Here is an 18,384-nt window from a genome sequence, read left to right as displayed (position 1 = left end):
AGTATAATAAAACCCCTTTACTATTTTTGTCGCTTGATTGATTGAAACTAATTAATACCTTTCACTCTATGCTTGATCTGAGTAATGTTAAACTGAAAAATATCGCCCTGCATAAAGTAGGGAACAAGGTGCAGGACGAACCACTGTCATTGGGAGAGTACGAACTGCAGTTGGAGGAAGATAGCGCCGCTCATAAGGGAATTATGGAGTATTTCCTGAAACCTTTTAAGGATGGTGGGAAATACCACTTTTGGGATGAATCCGAAGATGTGAACGTCAATGAGATGTATGGTTTTGCCAAACGATTGTTTGCCAATCCATTTGATGAGTTTGTGCTGCAATCACAAAATATGGCTAAACACCTATACAGGACGTCGACACACCCTAAAATTAAAGGGGGAGATTTCTTTGTGGCTTATTTGGAAGACTGTATCGTTGATGGAGATGTGGTCGATGCTATTGGGCTATTTAAATCAGAGAATAAAGAACGCTTTTTGAAGGTCTCAGAAAAAGACCAAGGAATGTTTGGTGTCGCTCAGGAAGAAGGGGTGAATATTAAAAAACTGGACAAAGGATGCTTGATTATTAAGTCAGAGGAGGAGAAAGGATATAAAGTTCTTTTGAAAGATAGCCCTAGGAAGTCAGTAGAAGCACAATATTGGAAGGAGAGCTTTTTGGCGCTAACTCCTAGACAAGATAGTTTCTATCATACACAAAACTATTTAAATATCTGTAAGGGTTTTGTAGAAGAAGTCTTCAATGAGGACCATAATGTAGACAAGCCTGATCAGATGGATTTACTGAATCGTTCTCTGAAGTATTTTGCAGAGAAAGATGAGTTTAATGCCATTGAGTTTGAGAATGAGGTGATCGAGGAGCCGAAAGTAATTGATGCATTTACTGATTACCGAGAAGAATATCAGGAGCGTTTTGAGTTGCCGGTATATCCAGAGTTCAATATTGATCCTATGGCAGTGAAGCGCTCTAAAAAGGATTTCAAAAGTGTTCTTAAACTAGACCAGAAGATTCAGATTTCTGTTTCAGGGAATGAGCATAATATTGAAAAGGGCTATGATCCTGAGAAAGAGATGAATTACTATATCGTTTATTATAGCGAAGAGGAGTCTTGAGATCAGGCCCCGCAACACATTTAAAAATAAAATACGAATGTATTTGGGCGAAATCTTCCGAAAAGTAAAAAATTTCCTACTTTTGCCCGAACCAAGCACAGATTGAAAAATGTCTTCTAACAAAACACTCACGAAGTTTATCTTTGTTACAGGAGGAGTGACCTCCTCATTAGGAAAAGGAATTGTATCTGCTTCATTAGCTAAACTCTTGCAAGCGAGAGGGTATTCAGTAACGATCCAAAAGTTTGATCCATATATTAATATTGATCCGGGAACGATGAACCCTTATGAGCATGGGGAGTGCTACGTGACCGACGATGGAGCTGAAACGGATTTGGATCTAGGACATTACGAGCGATTCTTAAATAATCCTACCTCTCAGGCCAATAACTTCACAACGGGCCGTATCTATTACAATGTGATTAAGAAAGAGCGTGAAGGCGCTTATTTGGGGAAAACAGTACAGGTTATCCCTCATATCACAGATGAAATTAAGAACAGTTTTTATAAAGTTGCTGAGAGCGGTGATTACGATATTGTGATTACTGAGATTGGCGGTTGTGTAGGAGATATTGAAGCTTTACCGTTTATTGAAGCGGTACGTCAGGCGAAGTTTGAATTGGGCGCTTCCAGAGCGTTGAATATTCACTTAACGTTGGTGCCTTATCTTCAGGCGGCTGGAGAATTGAAAACCAAGCCGACACAGCACTCTGTAAAGCAATTGCAAGAAGCTGGGGTTGTGCCAAATATCTTGGTTTGTCGTACAGAGCATCCTTTGCCAATGGATATTCGTCGTAAGATTGCACTATTCTGTAATGTTGATCTTAACGCTGTAATTGAGTCCAGAGATGCAGAGACGATCTACGATGTGCCTTTGCTAATGCGTAAGGAGAAATTGGATGAGATCGTTTTGATGAAAATGAACCTTCCTGCTTACAATGAGCCTAACATGGACGAGTGGAACGGATTCCTGAAAAAGCTTAAAAACCCTAAAGGGGAAGTGAATATTGCTTTGGTAGGGAAATATGTAGAGTTACAAGATGCATATAAATCTATCTCGGAGGCGATTATTCATGCAGGAGCAGTGAATGAAGTGAAAGTGAAGGTATCTTGGTTGAAAGCGGAAAAACTGGAAGATCGAGGCGTTTGTGCTGCTGAGTTACAAAAGTATGATGGCGTATTAGTGGCTCCTGGTTTTGGTGAAAGAGGGATAGAAGGAAAGGTTAATGCCGCTTCTGTTGCTCGTGAGAAAGGTATTCCGTTTTTCGGAATCTGCTTGGGAATGCAGGCCAGTGTGATTGCTTTTGGTAGAGATGTTTTAGGCTTGTCTTCAGCGCACTCTTCAGAAATGTTGGAAAATACGCCTGATCCGGTGATTGATATCATGGAGGAGCAGAAGAATATCTCACAAATGGGAGGTACTATGCGTCTTGGTGCATATCCATGCGAACTGAAAAAAGGAACAAAAGCAGAGCAAGTATACGGTACGGGATTGATCAATGAGAGACATCGTCACCGTTATGAGTTCAATAATAAATATCTAGAGGATTACGAGAAGGCGGGTATGATCGCTTCAGGAATCAACCCTCAAACACAGTTAGTGGAAATTGTGGAAATTCCAGAGCATCCTTACTACGTTGCATCTCAGTTCCATCCGGAATATAAGAGTACGGTAGAAAAACCTCATCCGTTGTTTGTTGGCTTTATTAAAGCCGTAAAAGAAAACAAGCAATAAAAGACGATGATAAAGGTCTTGTAAACCAGAGAGAAATTTCTCTCTGGTTTTTTTGTTATCTAATAAAATCAATTTGCTGAGCGAATAACAGGGATTTATAACAGAAAAAGTCTAAATTTGCACTTCTTTTGTAATTATTTGTACTAATAAAAGCATTGAGATCGAGTTTGCTGCTTATGTAAAGAGCGGTAACGTAAGATCGTAAATTCTGAGAAAATGGATAGAAATCAGACGACAGGTATTTTACTGTTGACGGCTTTGATGATTGTTTACTTTTTCTGGTTGTCGCCAGAAGAGCCTGTGACACAAGAGAACACCGCAAAAGCGGAGGTGGCTTTACAGGACAGTATCTCTGCTGTGAACCAAAAAGTTGAGAGTGATTCAGTATTAACATCCAAGTATGGCGCTTTTTCTGTAGCCATGAAAGGAGAAGCACAGGCTTTTGTCCTGGAGAACGAGGATGTGAAAGTAGAGTTGAATGCGCAAGGAGGTACTGTAGAGAAAGTTACTCTAAAGAACTACTTGACTTACACCAAAGAGCCTTTGGTTTTATTGGATGAAAGCAGTAGCAATGTGGTAGAGGAAGTAACTACAGCTTATGGAGAGTTAGACCTTAACAGCTTCTACTATACAGCAACTCAAGAAGGAAATACAGTAACCTTTAAGGTAGAGCAAGAGGGAACAACGATTGTAGAACGTCGTTATTCACTTGCTGATCAAGGTTTCGTAGTAGACTACGATCTAGACCTTAACGAAAACTATATTAAAGGAAATAATGTAGAGGTATTCTGGGAGAATAAGATGAAGCGCTTGGAGAAAGGGCTGAAAGATTCCAGACAGAAATCTACAGTGAATTTCTATACGGTTGATCAAGATTTTGATTATTTGTCTCAGTCAGGAAATGACGAGGAAGAAGTAGAGGAGCCTATTCGTTGGGTGTCTTCTAAGCAAAAGTTCTTTAACTCTGCCTTTATCACAGATACTAAGTTTAAGAATCTGAAGGCGAAGATTGACGTTAATGAAGATAACGACAATGTCGTAAAAACTACGCAAATCGCTTTTGCGATTCCTGTGGAAGGATTGGATGCTGCTAATATCCGTTACTACTTTGGTCCAAACGAATACCACCTTTGTGAAGAGGTGACTGAAGGATTTGAGAAAAACGTATACTTAGGTTGGTCTTTCTTTGCATTTATCAGCAAGTGGTTGATCATTCCGATGTTCGACTTCCTGGAAGGGTTTATTAGCAGTTACGGGATTATCATTTTGATTATGGTGTTGGTGGTGAAGTCTTTGCTTTTCCCATTGACATACAAGTCATACCTTTCTATGGCGAAAATGCGTGCATTGAAGCCAGAGTTGGATGAGATGAAGGAGAAGATTGGTGATGATATGACGAAAGTGCAGCAAGAGCAAATGAAGTTGTATCAGAAGGCAGGGGTAAACCCGATTAGTGGTTGTATTCCAATGTTGGCGCAAATGCCAGTATTCTTGGCCTTGTTTAACTTCTTCCCGAATGCAATTCAGCTAAGACAGGAGTCATTCCTTTGGGCAGATGACCTTTCATCTTACGATTCAATCTTGAATCTGCCATTCGATATTCCAGCATATGGTTCTCACGTATCTTTGTTCACGTTATTGTGGGCGGCATCTACCTTGGTGTATACGTATTTCAATAACCAAATGCAGAGTGGAAGTATGCAGAACAACCAAATGAAGTATGTTTCTTATATCACACCGGTATTCTTCTTGGTGTTCTTTAACAGCTTCGCATCTGGTTTGACATACTACTACTTTATCTCCAACTTGGTGACTATCGCTCAGCAGGTATTCAGCCGTAACTTTATCAACGAAGATAAGTTGAGAAAGATCATTGAGGAGAATAAGAAGAAGAATGCGAATAAGAAAAAATCTGGTTTCCAGCAACGTTTGGAGGATGCTATGAAAGCGCAAGAGCAAGCAACCAAAGATCGTAAAGGAGGCAAGAAGAAGTAATTATTAATGAAGAATGAAGAATGAAGAATACAAGTATTAGTAATTTTTCATTCTTCATTCTTCATTAATAATTATTTAAGCTTTCGGGAGTTGGACCATAAAAGAGGCTCCGTTTCCGTAAACACTTTCACACCATACTTTCCCATCCAGGTTCTCTACCAATTTTTTTACGATGGATAAGCCCAGACCTGTAGAATGTTCCCCCCCTGTTGGTCGGGCAGACAATTTTTGAAATTTTCCGAATACTTTATCTAGGTCTTCCTCTGTCAACCCTGGTCCTTGATCTTTGACTGAGGCTGTAAGGTGCTCCCCTTCTTGTTTTAAGGATACTGTAATGGTAGTGTTTTCGGGAGAAAACTTGATGGCATTGGAGATGAGATTCTGGAATATTTGAACGATATAGTTCTCATCAATCATGGCTTCCGTTTCATCACTACTGTCGATATCCTGTGCTAATGCAATGGATTTTTTCTCAGCGGTAAGCGTAAATCGGTCAGTAATATCTATAAGGAGTTTGCCAAGGTTAACCCTTTTGATTTTAGCATTACTCTTTTTGGCTTCTAGGGCACTCACATCTAGAATCTGAGTAATCATATCCTGTTGCCTATGGATCGATTCCCGGATAAGGCCCATGTATTCCTGTTGTTCCTCTGTTAGATTTTCATCGTCTAAAGACATCAATTCCAATAAGCCTAGAATTTGATTCAGTGGACTTTTTAGATCATGAGCCACAATTCCTACCAGGTGATTTTTCTCGCTGTCCAGTGCGATAAGTTCCTCATTTCGCTTCTTAAGCTTTTGTTTGTTGGCTTGTAGTGCACTTTTTTGTTGCTCTAATTCTTTGGTGCGTTCAGCCACTTTAACCTCTAGGTGTTTTGCTTCGTCCTCTAGTTGGCTATAGGCTTCCTTGAGGTCTGCAAATAACTTCTTATTCTCTGTACGTAATTGATGGGCCTCTACCGCATTGTCAATGGTTACTTTAAGCTCATCTCTATTCCAGGGTTTTGTGATATAGCGGTATACCTCACCTTTGCTGATGGCGTTAATGATATCTTGAATGTCGCTATACCCCGTAAGGACTATTCTTGTAATGTCCGGGTATAAGGTCCGTATTTTCTCAAAAAGCTCAACACCTGTCATATGAGGCATGCGCTGGTCGGAGATGACGACAGAAATACGGTCATGTTTTTTTTTCAGTATAGATAAAGCTTCTTCTCCACTATTAGCGGTGAGTACAGTAAATAATTTCCGAAAACTGGCTTTGAAAGAAACGAGGTTTTGTTGCTCGTCATCTACGTAAAGTACAGTAGCCTTATTTGGTGTTTCAGTCATAGTTATTAATACGAGATATATTGAAGTACTATATACAAATATAGGAATTAAAGGTAATAGGTAATAAGTAAAAGGTAATAGGTAAGGATGTCCCTTGTGGTTGCTCAATAAAAAAATCAAACTGTTAAAAAAAGTTACGTTTGTTGCATTAGTTTAGCGAACATTAAAAATATACTATTTTTGAAGGCGCTAAAACCTTGTTCAAAGGTGTGTGCAATTGGTATTGGAACAATCTTTTCCACGTCAAAAGATCAAATAAGCGATATATGGTACTGAAGGCAGAAAATCTGGTTAAGAAATATGGGGTGAGACCCGTGGTGAATAATGTATCCATTCAGGTGGAGCAAGGTGAAATTGTAGGTCTATTAGGACCGAATGGCGCCGGTAAAACCACTTGTTTTTATATGACGGTAGGCTTGATTAAGCCGAATGAAGGAAAGGTTTATCTGGATGGAAAGGATATCACGAAATTGCCGATGTATGAGAGAGCGAAAGCAGGAATCGGCTATTTGGCCCAGGAACCTTCTGTTTTTCGTAATTTGACTGTAGAAGAAAATATTATGCTTCCCTTGGAAATGAGTAAGATGTCCAAGCAAGAGCGACAAGCAAAGGTGGAAAGCCTTATGGAAGAGTTTAGTTTAACTCACGTACGTAACAGCCCAGGTATGGCACTTTCGGGTGGAGAGCGTCGCCGTACAGAGATTGCTCGTACACTTGCTACAGATCCAATGTTTGTATTGTTGGATGAGCCTTTTGCAGGAGTAGATCCTATAGCTGTAGAGGAGATTCAGCGTATTGTCTATAATCTAAAACATAAAAATATAGGCATCCTGATTACAGACCACAATGTCACAGAGACACTGTCTATTACAGATAGAGTCTATATTTTGCAGAGTGGTAACCACTTTAAGCAAGGTACGCCAGAAGAGCTGGTACAGGATCAAGAGGTAAGAGATGCTTATATGGGGCAGAATGCAGAGGTGAGAAGAAAGGATTTTACCAAGAAGTAATCTGCAGTTGCTGTTTATCGCTTATCGTTTAAAAAAATGTTGAAAAACACCTATAGGGTATTGACTGTTGTTTTGGGTAAACTAACTTATCTTGATTGATAATTGATACTCGGAGGGTATACAACAGCATTAATACTGATAACTGTAATGATAAATGAAAATGAGTCATCCCATATTAACATTTAAGGGATGACTCATGTTTTTTGTTTAAAAAGTACTTTTATATATCTAAAAATGGCCTTGAAGAATTGCCGTTAAAATTTTTAATCGTAAAAGCGTTAAGAAAATTCCATTGTTTGAGCGTAGCGAGTTTGGAGTTTTTAGCTTTTGCGATTAAAAATTAGGCAAATTCTTCAAAGCCTTGATTTTTTTGCTTCGTTTTTTCATCAAGGAAAAAATGAAGAAGCTTATAAAGGGCTTGTGAGATAGCTGTAAAGTGATGAATTCTCAGAAAACTAAGCTATTTGTTAATATGGGATGATTCATGTTTATTTTTTTAGGGGGAGATTACAAGCAGGAGAAGATTAAAATTTGTATTTTTGCGGGAGATATTATTTCTTTCAAAGGATTTTAATGACCAATTGCTATAATTGCGACAGCTACGAGGTTATGGGAGTGTGGTCTGATTGTTGTGTCGGGGTTTTGAAGACCTTGATTGGTGAAAAGAAAATAGAAAGAGATTAAATCTTGTTTAACAGACTGGATAGTTAATTAATAGTTCAATGGGAAAGAATTTAAATGGCGATTACATGGCATTTTCTTTCATTAACTCAGCCGTAAATTGGTACTTCAAAAGACGTATGGAGGATATCGAATTCTTTATGCGCAACCCTTTGGAAGCCCAAGATCGAATTTTCAATCAATTATTGAGCTCGGCTCAGAATACGGAGTGGGGAAAGAAATATCAGTATCGTGAGATCAAAGATATTTATCAGTACCAACAGCAGGTACCTGTTTCCGCCTATGAGGATCTCTATCCTTATATTGAGCGAATGATGAAGGGGGAGCAGAATATACTTTGGTCATCTAAGATTACCTGCTTTTCCAAATCTTCAGGAACAACGAATGCACGTAGTAAGTTTATTCCCGTTTCGGAAGAGGCCTTTGAAGAAACTCATTACAAGACTGGAAAGGATATGTTGTCGATTTTTGTGACAAAATATCCGGATACTAAAATGTTCTCAGGGAAGAGTCTTGCAATTGGAGGAACCTATCAAGAAAATGAGCAGTTTAAAGACTCCTATTATGGAGACGTCTCAGGCTTGATCATGAAGAACCTTCCCTTTTGGGCGGAGTATCTAAGGTCTCCAAGTAAGGAGGTTGCTTTGATGGATGAATGGGAAGCTAAGATTGAGCGTTTGGCTGAAGCAACTATCAAGGAGAATATTACCAATTTGGCCGGTGTACCTACATGGACTTTGGTATTGATGGAGCGAATTCTTGAAATGACTGGCAAAAAGGATATTTCGGAGGTATGGCCAAATCTGGAGGTGTTTTTCCATGGAGCAGTAGCTTTTGGTCCTTATAGAGAATCCTTTAAGTCCTTAATCAGTAATCCCAAAATGCGTTATGTGGATGTGTATAATGCATCCGAAGGGTATTTTGGTATTCAGGATACAGATCGTCATGATGAACTCTTGCTGATGTTGGATAATGGGATATACTATGAATTTATCCCTATGGAGGAATGGGATAATGAACACCCTAAGACGGTGACATTAGCCGATGTGGAGATTGGAAAGAACTATGCTATGCTTATTTCAACCAATGCAGGTTTGTGGCGTTATAAAATTGGAGATACTGTACGCTTTACATCCACAGACCCTTATCGTATTAAGATCTCAGGTAGAACCAAGCACTTTATCAATGCTTTTGGAGAAGAAGTGGTGATTGAAAATGCAGAAATGGGGATTACGAAAGCGTGTCAAATGACAGGGGCTTTGGTGAAAAACTTTACGGCAGCGCCAATTTATCTGGAAGCAGGTAAGAAAGGAGGTCATGAGTGGGTAATTGAGTTTGACAAGGACCCTTCGGACTTTGATCTGTTCTGTAAGGTGTTGGATCAAACGATTCAGGAAGTAAACTCTGATTATGAGGCGAAGCGCTGGAAAGATATAGCATTGTTGCCACCTGTGGTACATCACGCACCTTCTGGCACTTTTTATAACTGGATGAAGGGCAGAGGAAAGCTTGGAGGGCAAAACAAGGTACCAAGGCTTGCCAATCATAGAGAATATATGGACAGTTTATTGGAGCTATTAAAATAAGCTAATCGCTAAGCTGTTGCATTAAACATAAGGTAAGGCCTTCCCGTTGTAGAATGGGAAGGCTTTTTTATAAATTTTATGGTCTGCTATTTATAGGTTACCGCTTATTGTTTGAATTTGGTTTATCGATTATTGCTTATCGCTTATCGTTTAAAAAAATACACTTAGGGTATTGTATGTTACTTAGGGGTAAAATAATTTATCTTAACTGATAACTGATAACTGATAACTGATAACTGATAACTGATAACTGATAACTGATAACTGATAACTGATAACTGATAACTGATAACTGATAACTGATAACTGATAACCGATAATTAAATAACAGACAAAACAATAAAATACATAGAAAATGACAGAGAGAGAATCAGCTTTTCATCAAGCATATATGAAGTGTGCAATAGCTATTGGAGACTTAAGTAGATGCGAGCGATTAAAAGTAGGGGCGATCATCGTAAAAGATGGTAACATTATCTCTATGGGATATAATGGGACTCCAAAGGGATTTGAGAACTGCTGTGAACATGAGTCCATTCATGTGAATGAACACGGGGACGAAGAGCGTGTGCTTGTTACTAAACGGGAGGTACTACATGCGGAGGCCAATGCGATTACCAAGGCAGCTCGTTCCACTTATTCAACAGAAGGCGCTGCGATTTACTGTACGAATAGCTGTTGTTTTGATTGTGCCAAATTGGTGATACAGTCAGGGATATCAGAGTTTTATTATCGTTATGCTTATAGGGATATGTCGGGTGTGGAACTACTAAAACGTGCAGGTGTGGTGGTCAAGCAGATTGACTAGTAATAAGGGGAGAGTGTTTTGAGGAAATACCAATTTTAATGAAGAATTGTCTAAACATTTTCAATAAACAGAAAGTAGTGAACACAAATAAAAGGTCCTTGAAAACGTGTAGGATAGCATTTAAATACGTTTTCTCATGATAAGAGAAATGACCTTTTTGATGGAAAAAGTATGATAAATATCACTATTGTTAGAAAATGTTTAATATATTTGTTGCGAATTTGAGCCTCATAGGCACATGCAACGATAGATTCTTAAGAAAGAATAGAAGGTTTTTTACTCTAAATTACACACTCTGATTAGTATGCAAGTATTATTAGTTATCACCGGTTCAATATTGACGGTTGCAGTACTGGGGTTGCTGTATCGTATTATTACACTGGTTGGAATTGCGAAGGGCGATTCGCAGAAGAGAGTGGGAACCAGTAACAAGATTAATGCATTCTTGTTCCCACTAGTTTTGTTGGTTGGATTGGGCGCTACAGCTTGGTATTCCGGTATAGCTAAGGAATACTTTTTGCCAGAAGCATCATCTATCCACGGTGTGAAAACAGACGAATTGTTCTGGTTAACGATGTCTGTGATTGGTGTAGCATTTTTGTTGACACACCTGTTGTTGTTCTTCTTCCCATTGATTTATCAATATAATGAGAAGAGAAAAGCAAACTTCTACGCTCACAACGATAAGTTGGAGTTGGTTTGGACGGCAATCCCTGCAATGGTGATGACCGTATTGGTGATTTACGGATGGCAGCTATGGTCTGATATCACTGCTCCAGCAGCAGAAGATGCAGTGAAAGTTGAAATCATGGGTAAGCAGTTTGCTTGGGAATTGAGATACCCAGGGGCTGACAAAGAGCTAGGTGCATATGACGTGAAATACGTTGATGGTATCAATTCTATGGGAATTGATTTCAATGATGCTCAGGCAATGGACGACTTTACTTACAGAGAGATTGTAATTCCTAAGGGAAGAGAAGTAGAGTTGAGAATCCGTGCGTTGGATGTAATTCACTCTGTATTTATGCCTCATTTCCGTGTGAAAATGGATGCGGTTCCAGGTATGCCTACAAGATTTAAATTTACTCCTACGAAAACAACTGCGGAGATGAGAGCAGAGTTGGGTAATGATAAATTCAACTATGAGCTAGCTTGTACAGAGATCTGTGGTAAAGGTCACTTCGGTATGAGAAAGATTATTAAAGTAGTAGAGCCTGCAGAGTACGAGAGCTGGGTAGCTGAGCAAACTGCTTGGTCAAAGCAAAATGCAGATTATATGTCTTCTACTTGGGCTGAAAAGCACGCGAAAACAAAATTGGCGAAGAAATAATCTTCTCTATCATTTATTAGTTCGAATCTAAAAATTTAATAGATATTATGTCTTCTGTGGTACAAGAAAATATGCATCATGCACATGCCGCGCACGACGAGCATGAGCACCACGGTAACTTCTTGACGAATTACATATTCTCATTAGATCATAAAGTTATCGGTAAGCAGTTCCTATTTACAGGGATGTTTTGGGCACTAATTGGAGGTGGCCTGTCATTGATTTTCCGTTTGCAACTAGGTTTTCCAGAGGCTGACCTTACTTGGTTGAAGCCAATCCTTGGTGGATGGATTACTGAGGCTGGTAAACTAGATCAGGAATTCTACTTAGCCGCTGTAACCATGCATGGTACTATCATGGTGTTCTTTGTACTGACAGCCGGTCTGTCTGGTACATTCTCTAACTTCTTGATTCCTTTGCAAATTGGTGCAAGAGATATGGCGTCAGGTTTCATGAACATGTTGTCTTACTGGTTCTTCTTTATCTCATCAGTAATCATGTTCATCTCTCTATTCTTGGAAACTGGTCCTGCCGGAGGTGGTTGGGTAATCTACCCTCCTTTGTCAGCGCTTCCTCAAGCGATCCCTGGTTCAGGAATGGGTATGACACTGTGGTTGGTATCGATGGTATTCTTCATCGCTTCATCTTTGATCGGTGGTATCAACTATATCTCTACGGTAATCAACTTGAGAACTGCAGGTATGTCTTTCTCTAAGTTGCCTTTGACAATCTGGGCATTCTTCATTACAGCCATCATCGGTTTGTTGTCATTCCCAGTATTGTTCGCAGCAGCATTGTTGCTAGTATTTGATAGAAGCTTCGGTACTTCTTTCTACTTGTCTGATATCTACGTAGCAGGTGAATTGCTTCAACACTCAGGTGGTAGCCCGATCTTGTTCCAGCACTTGTTCTGGTTCTTGGGTCACCCAGAGGTATATATCGTATTGCTTCCAGCATTGGGACTTACTTCAGAAGTAATCTCTACGAACTCTCGTAAACCTATCTTCGGTTATAGAGCGATGATCGGTTCAATGTTGGGTATTGCGTTCCTATCGTTTATCGTATGGGCACACCACATGTTCGTGTCAGGTATGAACCCATTCCTTGGTTCAGTTTTCATGTTCTTGACATTGATCATTGCGGTACCTTCAGCAGTAAAAGCCTTTAACTATATTACAACAATGTTCAAGGGTAACTTGGTATTTACTCCAGCAATGTTGTTCTCTATCGGTTTGGTATCATTGTTCATCTCTGGTGGTTTGACAGGTATCATCCTAGGTAACTCTGCATTGGATATCCAGTTGCACGATACATACTTCGTAGTAGCTCACTTCCACTTGGTAATGGGTTCTGCGTCATTCTTCGGTATGATGGCGGGTGTGTACCACTGGTTCCCTAAGATGTTCGGTCGCATGATGAACGAGAAACTAGGATATGTACACTTCTGGTTTACATTCATCGGTGCTTACTTGGTATTCTTCCCAATGCACTATGTAGGTATTGCAGGTTTCCCAAGAAGATACTACTCTTACACGAACTTTGACTTTACACAGTCATTTACTGACTTGAACATGTTTATCTCAGCAGCAGCAATCTTCACGGTATCTGCACAGTTGTTGTTCATGTTCAACTTTATCTTCAGTATCTTCAAAGGTAAGAAAGCACCATTGAACCCTTGGAACTCTACTACACTAGAGTGGACTACTCCAAGAGTACCAGGTCACGGAAACTGGCCAGGAGCACTTCCTGTAGTATACAGATGGCCTTACGATTACTCTAAGCCAGGTTCAGAAGAGGATGGTCATTCAGACTTTATCCCTCAGGACGTTCCTCACTCGGCAACTCCTGCTTCTAACCTTGAAGGTGAGAAATCATTGATCGGAAAAGAAGCTGAGCTACAAGCTTTGGCGGCTGAGATCTACAAAAACGAAGATCACCACTAGTCAATTGGATTAGTGTTTGTATAGTGATAAGCCCCACCATATACTTATGGTGGGGCTTATTCGTTTTATCTATGTTGTTGAATCGTTGAATTTCACCTTTGGTGAGTTGAATTGAGCTTCGCTCGTTGATTCGAGTTGATATGTTGTATGAGTGTCAACATATCAATCAACAGTTCAACTCGAATCAACGAGCGAAGCTCAATTCAACGATTCAACGGTTCAACTACTAAAATTCAGCAAACTCTCTTACTTTTGTGATATGAAGTATCTATCATCTTTTTGTATAGGATTAATTTCCTTCTGGCTGTGGTCTTGTAATTTCACTCCTGTCGATTTGCCGAATTATCAGGAGCAAACATCTTATTTTCCATTAGAAAAAGGACACTATGTGATTTCTGACGTGAAACTGAGAGTTTTAAACAATCCTGTGACTGTGACAGAGACCAATCCTAGGGAAGATATTACTTCATATCAGCTTATGGAGAAGGTAGGAGATGCCTATGAGGAAATCGATGGCTCTATTACGCACGAGTTATTGAGGTATAAGCGTAAAAATGAAGTAGAGGAATGGCGACTGGACTCTATCTGGACGGCTCGGATAGATGAAGGGTATTTGGTAAAAGTGGAAAAGGGAGTTAGGTATAATCGATTAAGGGTACCGATTAGAGTAGGGAATAGTTATGCTTGGTATCTGAATAACCAATCGGCTTTAGAAGAAACTGAACGGATTAATATCTGGGTGAAAAATAATCCTATATACTCCGATTTGGATAGTCTCTTGACAAATAAAGTAAAGGTAGTTAACACGGAAATTTTTAATGAACAGTATAGTAACAATGATGATCCAACACGGAAATTAATCTTAGAAGAAACCTATGCAGAAAATATAGGATTAGTGAGAAAGTCAGATACTCTCTACAATTTTTTATCTGAGCGATTTACTTTTTTTACAGATGATAGTTTATTAGACTTTAATCCTTACTGTGATTTTAATGATAAAGAGGTGATCTATAACGAAGCTTTGGGGCAGTATATTCAAAATCCATTTTGGGAGAAAAACTGCTTAGTAAATCCTTATTATCAGGTAGCACATGATTCCATTATGCGTAAGCTAATAGCCCAACATGTAATGGCTGATGAACTAAGTGGTCTAACACCCAAAGCGACGAATGTTGGCTCATATCAGGATACTGGTAATAAAGATGCTAACGGTTTTCCAATTTTTGAGATTTCTATGACAGATCCTGGCTACAAAGCCGATTCTATCATCATAGGGCGAGAGTATCAGCAAAAAATCATCGCTTTTGGGGTAGATTCTTTGTAATAGGAGAGGATAGATTTTTGTATTTAACATTCCATGGTGTAACTTGCGCCTTGCATCAAAAAATGCAAAAAATATCACTTTTTTAAACCTTTATGGCACAACTTCCAGAAATAGTACTACAAGAGTTAGCGGATAATAAGTTCGCCCCTTTATATTTTTTGCAAGGGGAGGAGGCTTTCTATATAGACCAGATTACGGACTATGTGGAAGAGCATGCGCTTACTCCTACGGAAAGAAGTTTTAATCAGACCGTGGTCTATGGAAAGGATGTCTCTATGAATCAAATTTTGGAAACGGCTAGACGTTTTCCGATGATGGCCATGAGACAGGTGTTGATTGTTAAGGAAGCACAGGATATTACCGATTTTAATCGCAAGAGTGCCCAAGATCAGTTATTGAGTTATGTGAGCAAGCCAGTACCTTCTACCGTATTGGTATTTGCGTATAAGCATAAGACTTTAGATGGTCGATCGGCTTTGAAAAAAGCCATCGAGAAGAATGCGATTCTAGTAGAGTCAAAAAAACTGTATGACAATAAGATTCCTGCTTGGGTAAAACAATATTGTCGTAGAAAAGATTATAAGATCAAGGAAAAGGCAGTAGCATTATTGTCTGACCATATTGGTAATGATTTAACCCGTATTGCTAATGAGCTGGACAAAATGATGCTCAATTATGACAGTGATACGGAGATTACCGAAGTGATGATTGCGAAGCACGTTGGGATTAGCCGGGAATACAATGTATTTGAGCTACAATCTGCTTTGGGAAAGAAAGAGATCTTTAAGGCCAATCAGATTATTCATTATTTCCAATCGAATCCTCGTAATAATCCGATTATTCCAATCATATCCATGTTGTTTGCCTACTTTACGAAGGTGATGTTGGTACATAACAATCGAGGGGCAGGTAAGCAGGAGTTGGCAAGGTTGCTGGGAGTAAATCCTTATTTTGTTACGGAGTATATGCTGGCATCTCAGAACTATACACCAGCCAAGACCAGAAAAATTATTGAGCATCTGCATCAGGCAGATTTGCAGTCCAAAGGAATTGATAGTGTAGCTTCGGAAGGGGAGATCTTAAGAGAGCTGGTCTTTAAGATCATGCATTAGACTGGGAAGTGTACCTGAAAATATTAAACCATATTATACAAATAAAGAAGTTATGTTGAAGGATATTGAGCCTACTCCACCGGTAGAGGATGTTGCAGTAGTAGCGGTGATCGAGGACAAAGAGAATAAAGAAGGGTTGGTATGGAGTGTTTACCTCTTCAATATGAAAGAAACGCCTATAGAAACGGTATTGGTTTCTTCTCATGGATATGGCATTTATGAGGGGAAAGAAGTGAAAACATCCACCTTGCGTTTTAGCCTTGGAGATATTCCAGCCTTGACGTTTGAGAAAATAGAGGCGATTCACGAGCAACTGTTCGTATTAAATAATGAGTATTGGGTGACTTTCTATGAAAATGGTCGCTTACTAGATAAGAAGTATACCTTTGAGCCAGGGAGCATTTGTGAGGAGAATACCATTGATCTTCCTTTCATAGGAAAAAAAGGTGTACTACTACGTTAAGTCATTAATAACCACTATTAACGTATATTATGGAGTATAGGGCTAATCTCCGTAGAGTTGGAGGAATTTTTTGTACTATATGAAGGTTTTTATGACGTATATTCAAAAAATGGTCCAGTTTTAGAATAGCTTACGCCATATTGAATATCCATATGTACGTTGTTAATTAACATAAACTATAAATACATTCGAGTGATGAGATCAACTAAGCTGAAGTATGTACTGCTATTTTCATTTATTTTTACAATAATTGGATTGCAAGCTTGGGCACAGGAAGAGGAAGGAACTCCAACAACGGAAGAGACAGTATCTTCAAACCCAACGCTAGAAGAGCAATATCAAACTATCAAGAGAAAGTCTAACAAGTGGAAGAGTAGAGGAATCACGTATCTGGTGATAGAACCAGCCAAGCTGGATGCAATATGGAATCAGGTACCCGACTCTTTGGCAAAGGAACGTCAGGAGATTGTACAGTTAAACGAAAACTTACAAGCGACACAAACACAGATTACAAAGCTGAATGAGGAGCTGACCACCAAGAACAGCATGTTGGAGAAAAGTGATTACATCAATGTGTTGGGAATTGATTGGTTGAAGCAAAGCTATATTACTTTTAACTGGATTGTGATTCTAATATTGGTGGGTGCACTAGTATTCTTGTTCTTCAGATATACAAGTAGTATTAAGGTCGCAAACCAAAAGCGTAAAGAGACAGAAAGTATTGAATCAGAGTTGAAGGCAATCAAGAAGAAAGCACAAGACAAAGAGATTCAATTGAGAAGAGAGTTAGTGACAGAGAGAAACAAAGGAGAGGAGTTGCAGCAGAAACTGATTGCTCTTAAGAAAGATAAATAAGCAGTGAGTAAACTCATCTGTAAAAAAGAAAGCCATCGTGACTCCACGATGGCTTTCTTTTTTACAGATGAGTATTTTCATTAATAATATTTAATCAAAGATAATCGTCTTGTTCTTATAGACCAGAAGTTTGCGCTCCAGATGGCTGCGTATCGCCCTGGAAAGTACAATTTTTTCCACATCTTTTCCTTTACGTATAAGGTCCTGTACGGTATCCTTATGGCTTACATGCTCAATATCTTGTTCAATAATAGGTCCTGCGTCCAACTCATCGGTCACATAGTGACTGGTAGCGCCAATGATTTTCACTCCTCTATCATGGGCTGCATGGTAAGGTCTGGCGCCCACAAAGGCAGGTAAGAAAGAATGATGGATATTGATAATCTTACTTGGAAATGTTTGTATAAAAGAAGGAGATAGAATCTGCATATAGCGAGCCAATACCATAAAGTCAATATCATGCTTCTTCAGCAGTTCAATTTGCCTTTTCTCTTGCTCTTCTTTGTTGTCTTTGGTTATTGGGATATACTCAAAAGGAATTCCAAAATTATCGGCTACCCTTCGAAGGTTTTCGTGATTACTGATAATTACAGGAATTTCAACATTCCACTCTCCAGCTTCCTTTCTGTATAGAATGTCATATAAACAATGAGACATCTTGGAAACGAATAATGCCATTCTTGGAATATGGGTACTAAAGTGAACCGTAAAGGTCATATTGTACCGTTGTCCTACTAAGGTATCAAAGTAGTCATGAAACTTTTCTACAGGTACTTGAAAGTCATCTAGTTCAAATTCCACACGCATGAAGAACATGTCCAAGGCGATATCTACATGCTGGTCCAAATAAATAACATTGCCATTATTTTCATCCAGAAAACGAGTAACAGAGGCGACAATCCCCCTTTGATCTGGGCAATGAATCAACAGTACCGCTGTGTTTTGAGCAACGGAAGATCTGGTCATAATTTTTGAAGTTTTGTTTGTTAAGTGGCAATAGTATTAGAAAGTTCTTAGAATTTTAATATTTTTTATATAAAAATAAAAATATTAAGCCGCTTAATTTTCAAAAATATGAAG

General features: G+C 39.0%; 14 protein-coding genes. 12 read left to right on the top strand and 2 right to left on the bottom strand.

Annotated elements, in window-relative coordinates; translation table 11 throughout:
• Positions 1 to 68: 68 nt before the first annotated feature.
• The 3 genes from ABD985_RS17780 (at position 69) to yidC (ending at position 4,860) form a co-directional block, all read left to right on the top strand.
• Positions 69 to 1,130 (top strand): nucleoid-associated protein, encoded by a 1,062-nt coding sequence (locus ABD985_RS17780; RefSeq protein WP_345374106.1) that lies wholly within the window; start codon positions 69 to 71, stop codon positions 1,128 to 1,130.
• Positions 1,131 to 1,239: 109 nt separating this feature from the next.
• Positions 1,240 to 2,865 (top strand): CTP synthase, encoded by a 1,626-nt coding sequence (gene pyrG / locus ABD985_RS17775; RefSeq protein WP_345374104.1) that lies wholly within the window; start codon positions 1,240 to 1,242, stop codon positions 2,863 to 2,865.
• 216 nt (positions 2,866 to 3,081) lie between these two features.
• Complete coding sequence (gene yidC / locus ABD985_RS17770; RefSeq protein WP_345374102.1) at positions 3,082 to 4,860, top strand: membrane protein insertase YidC; 1,779 nt, start codon at positions 3,082 to 3,084, stop codon at positions 4,858 to 4,860.
• A gap of 75 nt (positions 4,861 to 4,935) precedes the next feature.
• On the opposite strand, the gene ABD985_RS17765 is transcribed toward yidC, so the two are convergent.
• Positions 4,936 to 6,192, bottom strand: a complete 1,257-nt coding sequence (locus tag ABD985_RS17765; RefSeq protein WP_345374100.1) for an ATP-binding protein — start codon at positions 6,190 to 6,192, stop codon at positions 4,936 to 4,938.
• Between the two features lie 266 nt (positions 6,193 to 6,458).
• On the opposite strand from ABD985_RS17765, the gene lptB reads away from it, so the two are divergent.
• From lptB to ABD985_RS17720, 9 genes are all read left to right on the top strand, one after another.
• Positions 6,459 to 7,202: an LPS export ABC transporter ATP-binding protein gene (lptB, locus tag ABD985_RS17760; RefSeq protein WP_345374098.1), complete on the top strand. Its 744-nt coding sequence runs from the start codon at positions 6,459 to 6,461 to the stop codon at positions 7,200 to 7,202.
• 749 nt (positions 7,203 to 7,951) lie between these two features.
• Positions 7,952 to 9,469, top strand: a complete 1,518-nt coding sequence (locus ABD985_RS17755) for a GH3 auxin-responsive promoter family protein (RefSeq protein ID WP_345374096.1) — start codon at positions 7,952 to 7,954, stop codon at positions 9,467 to 9,469.
• Positions 9,470 to 9,824: 355 nt separating this feature from the next.
• Positions 9,825 to 10,277: a deoxycytidylate deaminase gene (locus ABD985_RS17750; protein WP_345374094.1), complete on the top strand. Its 453-nt coding sequence runs from the start codon at positions 9,825 to 9,827 to the stop codon at positions 10,275 to 10,277.
• A gap of 304 nt (positions 10,278 to 10,581) precedes the next feature.
• Entirely contained in the window at positions 10,582 to 11,607 is a 1,026-nt protein-coding gene (locus ABD985_RS17745; protein WP_345374092.1) for a cytochrome c oxidase subunit II, read from the top strand.
• 47 nt (positions 11,608 to 11,654) lie between these two features.
• A complete protein-coding gene (locus ABD985_RS17740; RefSeq protein ID WP_345374090.1) occupies positions 11,655 to 13,550 on the top strand; it encodes a cytochrome c oxidase subunit I in 1,896 nt (631 codons plus the stop codon).
• Positions 13,551 to 13,809: 259 nt separating this feature from the next.
• A complete protein-coding gene (locus tag ABD985_RS17735; RefSeq protein ID WP_345374088.1) occupies positions 13,810 to 14,874 on the top strand; it encodes a hypothetical protein in 1,065 nt (354 codons plus the stop codon).
• 92 nt (positions 14,875 to 14,966) lie between these two features.
• A complete protein-coding gene (holA, locus tag ABD985_RS17730; RefSeq protein ID WP_345374086.1) occupies positions 14,967 to 15,986 on the top strand; it encodes a DNA polymerase III subunit delta in 1,020 nt (339 codons plus the stop codon).
• 52 nt (positions 15,987 to 16,038) lie between these two features.
• Positions 16,039 to 16,449 carry a hypothetical protein gene (locus ABD985_RS17725; RefSeq protein WP_345374084.1) on the top strand — a complete coding sequence of 137 codons (411 nt, stop codon included), beginning with the start codon at positions 16,039 to 16,041 and terminating at the stop codon, positions 16,447 to 16,449.
• A gap of 195 nt (positions 16,450 to 16,644) precedes the next feature.
• Positions 16,645 to 17,304 (top strand): coiled-coil domain-containing protein, encoded by a 660-nt coding sequence (locus ABD985_RS17720; protein WP_345374082.1) that lies wholly within the window; start codon positions 16,645 to 16,647, stop codon positions 17,302 to 17,304.
• A 90-nt stretch (positions 17,305 to 17,394) separates the two neighbouring features.
• On the opposite strand, the gene purU is transcribed toward ABD985_RS17720, so the two are convergent.
• On the bottom strand, positions 17,395 to 18,270 hold the full coding sequence (gene purU, locus ABD985_RS17715; RefSeq protein WP_345374080.1) for a formyltetrahydrofolate deformylase: 876 nt from the start codon (positions 18,268 to 18,270) through the stop codon (positions 17,395 to 17,397).
• Positions 18,271 to 18,384 lie beyond the last annotated feature (114 nt).

The organism is Algivirga pacifica (assembly GCF_039543525.1).
GTDB lineage: Bacteria > Bacteroidota > Bacteroidia > Cytophagales > Flammeovirgaceae > Algivirga > Algivirga pacifica.
Note: the sequence above shows the minus strand (reverse complement) of the source record. Positions and strands in the feature narration are given on the sequence as shown.